Here is a 7,208-nt window from a genome sequence, read left to right as displayed (position 1 = left end):
GCCGGCGGCGGGCGGTGCTGGCCCGGGTGGTGACCGTGCTGGCCGCCGTCCTGGTGCTGGCCACGTTGACGCTGCCCAACCGGCCGTGGCAACTGGAACCGGGCACGTTCCTGCGGATCCCGCTGGAGGCGCTGCTGCTGGCCGCGCTGCTGCTGGCGCTGCCCGGCCGCCCCCGCCGGGTGGTGGCCGCCGTCTCCGGCGTACTGCTCGGGCTCGTCGCCATGGTGAAGGTCGGTGACATCGGCTTCTACTCGTCGCTGGGGCGCCCCTTCGACCTGGTGCTGGACTGGTCCCTGCTCGGCCCGGCGTTCGCGTTCGTGGCCGAGTCGGTCGGCCGGCCGGGTGCCATCGCGATCGCCACCGGGGTCGGACTGCTGCTGCTGGGCATCCCCGTGCTCACCGCGCTCTCCTCGGTCCGGCTGGCGGGGGTGCTGGCCCGCCACCGCACCGGCAGTACCCGGGCCGTCGTGTCGCTGGTGGTGGTCTGGGTGGTGCTCGCCGCCTTCGGGGCACGGATCGTGCCGGGCGTGTACGTGGCCGACTCCAACGCGACCACCCTGGTCCAGGAGCACGCCGTCGAGGTGTACGCGCGGCTGCACGACCGGGCCGCGTTCACCGAGGAGATCAACGTGGACCCGTTCCGCGACCTGCCCGGCGACCAGTTGCTGACCGGGCTACGCGGCAAGGACGTGCTGATCACCTTCGTGGAGAGCTACGGCCGGGACGCGGTCGCCGATCCGGACTTCGCCTCGATCCAGCGGGTCCTCGACGAGGGCGCCGGGCGCCTGTCGGCGGCCGGATTCACGTCCCGCAGCGGCTTCCTCACCTCGCCGACCATCGGTGGGGCGAGCTGGTTGGCGCACGCCACCCTGCTCTCCGGGCTCTGGATCGACAACAACCAGCGGCACCGCAACCTGCTCGCCACCGACCGGTTCACCCTGGGTGACGCGTTCCAGCGCGCGCAGTGGCGCACGGTCGGCGTGATGCCGGCGGTCAACCAGGCCTGGCCGGAGGGGGCGTTCTACGGGTACGAGAAGTTCTACGGCGGGCCCGACCTCGGCTACCAGGGGCCGAAGTTCGCCTTCGCGCCGATGCCCGACCAGTTCGCCATCCACCAGTTCCACCAGCGGGAGCTGGCCGCCCCCCGGGACCGCCCGGTGATGGCCGAGTTGGCGCTGGTCTCCAGCCACTCCCCCTGGACCAAGGTGCCGTCGGTGGTGGACTGGGACGACATCGACGACGGCGAGGTGTTCCAGCGCGGCATCATCGGCACCCCGGCCGCGCAGGCCCGCACCGGTTACCGGCACTCGATCAACTACACGCTGCGTACCCTCGTCTCCTACCTGGAGCGGTACGGCAACGACGACACGGTGATGGTCATCGTCGGCGACCACCAGCCGGCGCCGGTGGTGACCGGGGAGAACCCCAGCCCCGACGTACCGATCCACATCGTGGCCAAGGACCCGGCGGTGTTCGCGCAGATCGAGGACTGGAAGTGGCAGGAGGGTCTGACCCCGGACGCCGACGCCCCGGTCTGGCGGATGGACACCTTCCGCGACCGGTTCCTGACCACCTTCGGGCCGGGCAACTCCCGCTCCCAGGCACAGGGCCGCTGACCTGCCCGTGGTCCCGCACCGACCGCTGACGGCCGGTGCGGGAACACGGATCAGCCGGGTTTGCGGGCGACCAGCACGTCGCGGACGATCGCCTGGTCGACCCGGTGGGACAGGGCCTGCCAGGGGCCCTCGTCGAGCACGTCGAGACCGGCGGCGGTCAGCCGCTCGGCGGCGGCCTCCCGCCGGGCCACGTTGGTGTTCCAGGAGATGCCGAGGGCACCGCCGGGGCGCAACAACCGCGCCCATCCCGGCACGGCGGCGGTGAGCAGCGCCAGCGGGTCGCGGGCCAGACCGGTCTCGGCGGTACGGCTGCCGTGCTGCACCCCGTACGGGGCGTCGGCCACCACCACGTCGACGGTCTCCGGGCGGAAGAACTCCCCGACCCGGGTGGTGTCGGCGCTGACCACGTCCACGGTCTGCACGTCGCCGGCCTTCTGCGCCTCCTTCGAGGCGGCCACCTCGACCCGCAGCCGTTTGCCGACCACCTTGCGTTCCCGACGGACCGCCCCGGACTCCAGCACCCGGTGCTTGACCCGCTTGCGCTTGAGCCAGGTGCTGAGGAACGTCTGGTACGCCTCGAAGTCCTTGCTGTCGCGGTCCAGGCCGGCGGCGTCGAAGCCGTACATCATCGCCTGGTTGACGGTGGTGCCCCGGCCGCAGAGCGGGTCGAGCACCCGGAACCGTCGGGTGAGCAGGTCGTCGGCCCAGGCCGAGGCGAGCAGGGTGACGTTGAGCAGCAGCTTGGTGAACTGCTCGTTGGTCTTTCCCGGGTACTTCTGGATGGTGATCAGGTCGTCGTCGAAGCGGTCCAGAGGCGTCAACGGCACCGGCCGCAGCAGGTCACCGACGAACCCGAACAGCGCGTACGCGCTGGACAGGTTGGCCAGCAGCGCGGCGTCCCGTTCACTCAGTCCGCCGTCGACCTCGAACGTGACGTACGGGACGCCGCCCACGGCGACCGTCTCCACCGCCCCGATCCGTCCACCGAGCACGCTGCTGCCGAAGATCTCCAGCTCGGCCCGCGTCAGCTCCACCGCCGCCCCCGAGTACACCCGGTTACTCGAAGGCAGGATCAACACCCCATACCGCTCCACAACCAGGCACTATCCCACGCCCCCGCTCCCCCACCTGCACCCCGGCCCCCCGACGCGATCATGGAGTTGTGGTACCGCGTACGCCGCACCTCTCGGCCGTCCGGGCACCACAACTACATGATCGCGGGACTCGTCAGACGGGCAGGCCGCCGACCTGCGTGTTGATCCAGGAACGGATGGAGGGGAGGTCACCGTAGATCGAGGGCGCGGTGGCGCAGGTGGAACTGTTGTTGCCGGCCCGACTGGTCGCGCCGATCACCTGCCACACGCCGTTGACCCGGCGTACCTGCGGGCCACCCGAGTCGCCGTAGCAGGCCCCGGCGTTGCCGTTGGTGTTGTTGGTGCAGATCTCGTACGGGCCGTTGATGCCGCTGCACCGGCTGTCGGCCACGATCGAGGTGTCCAGTTCGTTCGCCGTGACCGGCGCGGAACCGCAGCCACGCGGCGCGCAGGTCTGGCCCCAGCCGATGATGCGGGTGGCGGTGCCGACCGCGCCGGAGGTGGACGGGATCACCGCCGGCGCGTAGCTGACCGAGCTGGAGAGCTGGAACAGCTTCACGTCGATGGTGGGGTGGTTGACGGCCCGGCTCACGCCGGCCACGACGCCGCCGCTGCTGCGGTTGACGCTGCCCACACGCACCGACGAGGGGGTCGGGCAGTGCTTGGCGGTGACCACCCAGTTCGCCTTGATCAGCGTGCCGGTGCAGCCGGAGGTGTAGACCAGCCACGGGTAGTTCTCGGTGGCCGGCCGACCGCCGACCACGAAGGTGCCGAACTCCCCGTCCTCGGTCCAGGTGTACGACTGCGCCACGTCGGCCGTGCTGCGGCTGCCCGCGAAGAGCTGGTTGACCCGGCTGGCCTCGGCGGCACTGGGGTTGGCGTTGGTGCAGGAGACCGGGGCGCTGCTGCCGGACATCAGGTCCGAACAGAGCCCGGTACGCCGGTCGGGCAGCCCGAGGATGTGGCCGAACTCGTGGGTGGCGATGCGGGTGCGGTTATAGCCCTGGTCGACGGCCTGCCACCCCATCCAGATCCGGCCGGAGCCCAGCCCGGTGACCTGCGCCCGGGGCCAGCCGGTGTCGACCAGGATGGTGACGTTGGCCGGCGTGCCCGGGACCAGCCGGACGTTGCTGACCCGGCTGTTCCAGATCTGGGCGGCCTGGTCGAAGTTGGTCCGGAACTCGCCGGCCCGGCTGGCGTCGTAGTACACGGTCCGGGCCGCGGCGGCGCCGGTGGCGGTGACCACCTGCACGCCGGTCGCCGCCAGCACCGCCGCGAGCGCGGCGGTGGCCGCGCGCAGCAGTTGTCGTCGGATCATCAGGTACTCCCCTGCGGACTGCGCGGCGCGCCGATACGCCGCGATCGATGTGCGTGAATATTAATGGCCGCCTCCCGTCCGATGTCATCGCGAAAGCGTCATACCGCCCGGGAGCTGTTACCCGGGTGTTGCGTAACAGTGAAAGCGCGGTGGCAGACCGTGACGACCGTGGACGCACGAGGTCACGCCCGCGCCCCGTCCGGCGCCGGGCGGACGGATGGGAGACGACGATGAGGACCAGAAGGACCCTGACCGCACTGGTCGTGGCGGTCACCACGCTGCTGGCCACGACCGCGACCGGCACACCCGGCACGGCGGCGACCGGTACGCCGTACTGCGGGATCACCTGGGGCAGCGGGGACCGGACCGCCGGCGCGTCGAGCAGCGCCCCGCTCGTCGAGGTACGCACCGGCCGGCACGAGTGCCACGACCGGGTGGTGTTCGAGTTCGACGGCACGGTCAGCGGCTACTCGATCGGGTACGGCGAGACGTACACCGAGGGCGAGGGACTGGCGCTGTCGCCGTACACGGCGGGTGGCGCGCTGCTGCGGGTCTCGCTGCGGGCCCCCGCGTACGACGAGGCGCACCTCGCCACGGTGCCGTACCGGGTCGGCGACCACGTCGCCACCGTTTTGCGCTACCCGACGCTGCGCGACGTGGTCTTCGGCGGCAGCTTCGAGGGCTACACCACGTTCGCGGTCGGCGTCCGCGCCCGGCTGCCGTTCCGCGTCACCGTCCTGCCCGGCCCGGGTACGCACACCCGCATCGTGCTCGACGTCGCCCACCAGTGGCAGGAGTGACCCTCCGTGCCGGGCCGCATGTAAGGAGGGGTCCCCTGCTATGCACCAGGCGATAGCAGGGGACCCCTCCTTACACCAACGGCGGAGCGGGATTACGCTGGGTGCATCATGGACGGCCACGTGCTGGTGGTCGAGGACGACGCCTCCATCCGGGAGGTCGCCGCCCTCGGACTGCGCCGCGCCGGGTTCCGGGTGGAGACCGCCGTCGACGGACGGCAGGGCCTGGCTGTCTGGCGGGCCGGACCGGTGGACCTGATCGTGCTGGACGTCATGCTGCCGGGGCTGGACGGCCTCGAGGTGTGTCGCGAGGTCCGGCGGTCCAGCGCGGTGCCGATCCTCATGTTGACCGCGCGCACGGACACCATCGACGTGGTGGTCGGCCTGGAGTGTGGCGCCGACGACTACCTGCGCAAGCCCTTCGACCTGCCGGAGCTGGTGGCCCGGGTGCGGTCGGTGCTGCGGCGCACGGTCGCCCCGCCGGATCCGGGGCCGCTGCGGGTGGGCGGTCTGGAGATCGACCCGGGGGCGTTCGCGGTCCGCCGGGACGGCGTCGACCTGCCGTTGACCATCACCGAGTTCCGCCTGCTGTTGGAGCTGGCCCGCCGCCCCGGGCAGGTCTTCACCCGCGAGTTGCTGCTGGACCGGGTCTGGGACCACCGCTTCCTCGGCGACAGTCGCCTGGTCGACGTGGCCGTGCAACGACTCCGCGCCAAGATCGAACCCGATCCGGCCCACCCTCGGTTGATCCGGACCGTACGCGGCGCCGGCTACAAGTTCACGGCCGGATGACCGGGCGACCGCGATGGGCACCGACACCGTGCGCCCGGGCCGGCTGAGACGCCGGTTGACCATCGCGTTCGTCCTGGTCGCCGGGGTCTCCGCCGGGGTGCTCGCCGGTGGGTCGTACCTGCTGCTGCGGCAGGCCCGCTACGACGCCTCACTGCACGCCGCCGCAGCCGACGCCCGCTACCGACTGGTGCTCGCCGGTCAGTTCCTGCCGCTGACCGAGCACCGCCGCACCGAGCTGCTCACCAGCTTCGAGAGCAGCGGACGCCACGTGGTCCTGGTCGACGGTGACGCCTGGCCGTCACACCCGGCGTACGCGCCGCCGCTGGGCGCACCGCTGCGGGCCACCGTGGCCGCCGGGCAGCTCGGCTACGAACGCCCCGCCGGAGGTGACGAGCTGCTGGTGGTGGGCGGCCGGATCCCCGGTTCCACCGCCGAGTTGTACGTCGTCACCGGCGAGGCCGGTCTCGCCGCCGATCTGGGCCAGCTCCGCACCGCCCTGACGGTGGGCTGGATGCTGGTGATGCTGCTCGCCGCCGCCGTCGGCCACGCGTTGGCGCGGCGCACCCTGGAGCCGGTGGGACGCGCCGGCCGCGCCGCCCGGGCGATCACCGAGGGGCTGCTGGCCACCCGTCTGCCGGTGCGGGGGCGCGACGAGTTCAGTGCCTGGGCGGTGGCGTTCAACGAGATGGCCGAGGCGCTGGAGGCGAAGATCGCCGACCTGCACCAGGCTCGGGACCGGGAGCGGCGGTTCACCGCCGACGTGGCGCACGAGCTGCGTACCCCGGTGACGGCCCTGGTGGCCGCGGCCTCGCTGCTGCACGACCACCTCGACCACCTGCCCGGCGACGCCCGGCGCGCCGCAGAGCTGCTGGTCGACGACGTGGTCCGACTGCGCCGACTGGTCGAGGACCTGATGGAGATCTCCCGGCTGGACGCCGGCCAGGAGGTCGTCACCGACGTCGACGTCGACGCCCCGGACCTGCTGCGCGCGATCGTCGCGGCCCGGGGGTGGCGGGACCGGGTCGAGGTCGACGCGGATGCGGTCCGGGTCCGCACCGACCCGCGCCGTCTGGAACGGGTGCTGGGCAACCTGGTCGCCAACGCGGTGCAGCACGGCGGTGGCGCGATCCGGGCCCGGGTGGTCCGCGCCGGTGACCGGGTGCTGTTCGACGTCGACGACCAGGGGCCGGGCATCCCGGCCGCACACCTGCCCCGCCTCTTCGACCGGTTCCACAAGGTCGATCCGGCCCGTTCCGGCGGCGGCAGCGGGTTGGGCCTGGCCATCGCCCGGGAGAACGCCAGGCTGCTCGGCGGCCGACTCACCGTGCAGAGCGCCCAGGGCGTCGGCACCCGCTTCCGCCTCGACCTGCCCGACCACGGCGAGGTGCCCGGGGAATCGGCCGACAGCGGTGCCGAGTGAGCCGGCGTCGGCACCGCGTGGCCGGGGTGACCGTCGTCCTGCTGCTCCTGGCCGTGGGCTGCGCGCCGTCGCGGTCCGGCTCGCTCGGCCCGGCACCCACCGGCTACCCGGCGGCCCCCACCGGCGCGGTGGGCACCGGGCCGTCCACCAGCGCCGCGCCGACCCCCGGCA

6 protein-coding genes are annotated in these 7,208 nt (G+C 72.5%); 4 read left to right on the top strand and 2 right to left on the bottom strand.

Annotated elements, in window-relative coordinates; genetic code table 11:
• The coding region (locus tag EYA84_RS32615; RefSeq protein ID WP_161595016.1) for a sulfatase-like hydrolase/transferase at positions 1-1,616 on the top strand (1,616 nt) is incomplete at its 5' end.
• A 50-nt stretch (positions 1,617-1,666) separates the two neighbouring features.
• Here the strand turns inward: EYA84_RS32615 and EYA84_RS22495 are convergent.
• Positions 1,667-2,695, bottom strand: a complete 1,029-nt coding sequence (locus EYA84_RS22495; RefSeq protein WP_236145905.1) for a TRM11 family methyltransferase — start codon at positions 2,693-2,695, stop codon at positions 1,667-1,669.
• A 148-nt stretch (positions 2,696-2,843) separates the two neighbouring features.
• Positions 2,844-4,028 carry a snapalysin family zinc-dependent metalloprotease gene (locus EYA84_RS22490; RefSeq protein WP_131055048.1) on the bottom strand — a complete coding sequence of 395 codons (1,185 nt, stop codon included), beginning with the start codon at positions 4,026-4,028 and terminating at the stop codon, positions 2,844-2,846.
• A gap of 230 nt (positions 4,029-4,258) precedes the next feature.
• Here EYA84_RS22490 and EYA84_RS22485 point away from each other — a divergent pair, with 230 nt between their 5' ends.
• The 3 genes from EYA84_RS22485 (at position 4,259) to EYA84_RS22475 (ending at position 7,037) form a co-directional block, all read left to right on the top strand.
• Positions 4,259-4,828 carry a hypothetical protein gene (locus EYA84_RS22485; protein WP_131055046.1) on the top strand — a complete coding sequence of 190 codons (570 nt, stop codon included), beginning with the start codon at positions 4,259-4,261 and terminating at the stop codon, positions 4,826-4,828.
• A gap of 108 nt (positions 4,829-4,936) precedes the next feature.
• Complete coding sequence (locus tag EYA84_RS22480) at positions 4,937-5,617, top strand: response regulator transcription factor (protein ID WP_131055044.1); 681 nt, start codon at positions 4,937-4,939, stop codon at positions 5,615-5,617.
• Positions 5,618-5,630: 13 nt separating this feature from the next.
• A complete protein-coding gene (locus tag EYA84_RS22475) occupies positions 5,631-7,037 on the top strand; it encodes a sensor histidine kinase (protein ID WP_131055042.1) in 1,407 nt (468 codons plus the stop codon).
• Positions 7,038-7,208 lie beyond the last annotated feature (171 nt).

Origin of the sequence: Verrucosispora sp. SN26_14.1 (assembly GCF_004307965.1) — a bacterium.
GTDB lineage: Bacteria > Actinomycetota > Actinomycetes > Mycobacteriales > Micromonosporaceae > Micromonospora.
The sequence above is the reverse complement of the archived record's forward strand: the minus strand, read 5'-3'. Positions and strand labels throughout refer to the sequence as shown.

What these genes read in the sequence shown, in the direction of transcription:
- EYA84_RS22485 (WP_131055046.1), top strand. Translation starts at nt 4,259, where the DNA reads ATGAGGACCAGAAGGACCCTGACCGCACTGGTCGTGGCGGTCACCACG.
- EYA84_RS22490 (WP_131055048.1), bottom strand. Translation starts at nt 4,028, where the DNA reads ATGATCCGACGACAACTGCTGCGCGCGGCCACCGCCGCGCTCGCGGCG.
- EYA84_RS22480 (WP_131055044.1), top strand. Translation starts at nt 4,937, where the DNA reads ATGGACGGCCACGTGCTGGTGGTCGAGGACGACGCCTCCATCCGGGAG.
- EYA84_RS22475 (WP_131055042.1), top strand. Translation starts at nt 5,631, where the DNA reads ATGGGCACCGACACCGTGCGCCCGGGCCGGCTGAGACGCCGGTTGACC.